This is a genomic window from bacterium (genome assembly GCA_021372775.1).
Taxonomy (GTDB): Bacteria; Acidobacteriota; Polarisedimenticolia; order J045; family J045; genus JAJFTU01.
Genome location: JAJFTU010000218.1, coordinates 1 through 1,757 on the forward strand (window position 1 = coordinate 1; position 1,757 = coordinate 1,757).

Genomic DNA, 1,757 nt, shown 5'->3' on the forward strand with positions numbered 1-1,757 from the left:
GAAGGACAGGTCGTCCGGCGTCCCCTTCGACGCGTTCGTCGCCTGCGGCAGCACGCTCGCCCCGACCAGCCGCAGCGCCGCGTCGTACGCGTACACCTGCCCGCCGATCCGCCGCACCAGGCCCGCGCCGTCGTAGGCGTACGCCCCGCTGCTCCAGAGCGCCGTCCCGTCCGCGTCCGTCGCCGTCATCGACGCCACCCGCTCCCCGGCGTCGCGCCCGATCGCCGTCGCCGCCCCGTTCGCGAAGTGCAGCAGCGTCGGCGCGCCGGCAGCGTCGTAGACCACGCCGCCCGCGAGGAGCGCGCGGCCCGCCGGGTCGGAGACGTTGAGGAGCAGGCCCCGCGCCAGCGTCGTCTCGTAGACGTGCGGCGCGTCGATCCCCGGCCGGTACGGCGCCGTCGTCCGCGTCGCCTGGCCCAAGCCGGCAGCTGCGCCGGAACCCGCGCCACCCCCGCCTTCAGCGCTCGCGCGGCGCGACGTCAGTCGCCGTCCCGGCACGTGTCGGTGATGACCTTGCCGTCCGACGACACAAGCACCGTCATCATGGTCCTCTCCTTGTCCGCATCGGGCTCGAACACCCAGATCTCGGCAACGCCATCGCAGTGCTCCGCCAACCATGAGACATCTCTCGAAAGCGGCGCCGTGAAGATCTGGAAGCCCCACCGCGGACCGGTGTGGCGAATGTCGCCAATGGGGAATCTCAGGCTCCTGCCGGCCAGCTCCAGCTCCACGACAACATCGGTGGTTTCGATCTGGGGCGGGACGAAGAAGACCTTGCCGACGATCGGCGCGGCGTACGCCCGATCCCCGACCCGGAGCACGACGCGGTCCGGAGGTGGAATCTCGGCGTCGTTGAGCGCGCACAGCAATTCCACTCGCCGGGCCTCCTTATCGCCGAGCGCCGAGCACGGCACGGAGGCGCAGGCGAGCAAGACGGCCAGCGACCCCACGAACAACGCGCGCACCATCACCGGCCTCCGCTCAGAAATGCGTCAAGGTCCATCTCTGCTTCGTTCCCTTCGCTGTCGTACGCATACACAGTGTTTTTGCCAGGCGCGAGGACGTAATTCACCTCGCCAGCACGAACGGCTCTCTTGTCGTCCCTACTAGGCCGTGCGACAAAGGAAAATCCAATTCCGCCCTTCTGCACAGTATCGTCCGGATGAACGTGGAACTCGCCGAGGATTTCTAGCCCCGCCAAGGCATCGAAGCCGACACCGACCAGCGGTTCAATGGTGGCTTGGGCATGATCCGCCGTGACATCCGTCCATGGTCCGGGCGTGCCGAGATAGGCCTTCGAAGCACCGCTTGTCTTCTTCACGCCGTAGACGCCGCCCTCTTCATGCGAATGGTCTTTTTTCATTCTGTCGACGGCCTTCTGCATGACGTCCAAGACGGCTTGGTCTGGGATGGGGACGACGCCCGCCTTGAGTTGCTCGCGCTGCAACTGGCGGAGCCTCTCCAGTTTCGCGCGGCGCTCCCGCTCTTCCGGAGACTCCTTGTTGCCCGCGTCGGGCGGCGCCCCGTGCGTGTCCGCTTGCTTGACCGTGTCGTCCTCCCCCGTCGGATCGACGCGGTTCAGCGGGTTGCCGCGCACGTAGGCGTAGCGGTTCCACGACAGCGGGTCCTCCGCCTTCGCGCTCGCGTCCAGCGGGTCCACGGTCAGGAACGCCCCCGCCGACGACGCGTGGTAGCGCGCCGGCATGTAGTCGAGGCCCGTCTCCGCGTCCCGCTCGTGGCCGGTGTAGAGCTTGCGC

The 1,757-nt window shown here is 68.2% G+C and carries 3 protein-coding genes; all 3 read right to left on the reverse strand.

What is annotated here, in order from left to right:
- The coding region (locus tag LLG88_07795) for a hypothetical protein (GenBank protein MCE5246805.1) at positions 1-420 on the reverse strand (420 nt) is incomplete at its 3' end.
- 59 nt (positions 421-479) lie between these two features.
- Positions 480-968 carry a hypothetical protein gene (locus tag LLG88_07800; GenBank protein ID MCE5246806.1) on the reverse strand — a complete coding sequence of 163 codons (489 nt, stop codon included), beginning with the start codon at positions 966-968 and terminating at the stop codon, positions 480-482.
- Positions 968-1,757 (reverse strand): RHS repeat-associated core domain-containing protein (locus LLG88_07805; GenBank protein ID MCE5246807.1); only part of this gene is annotated, 790 nt, incomplete at its 5' end. The genes LLG88_07800 and LLG88_07805, both read right to left, overlap by 1 nt.

What these genes read in the sequence shown, in the direction of transcription:
- LLG88_07800 (MCE5246806.1), bottom strand. Translation starts at nt 968, where the DNA reads ATGGTGCGCGCGTTGTTCGTGGGGTCGCTGGCCGTCTTGCTCGCCTGC.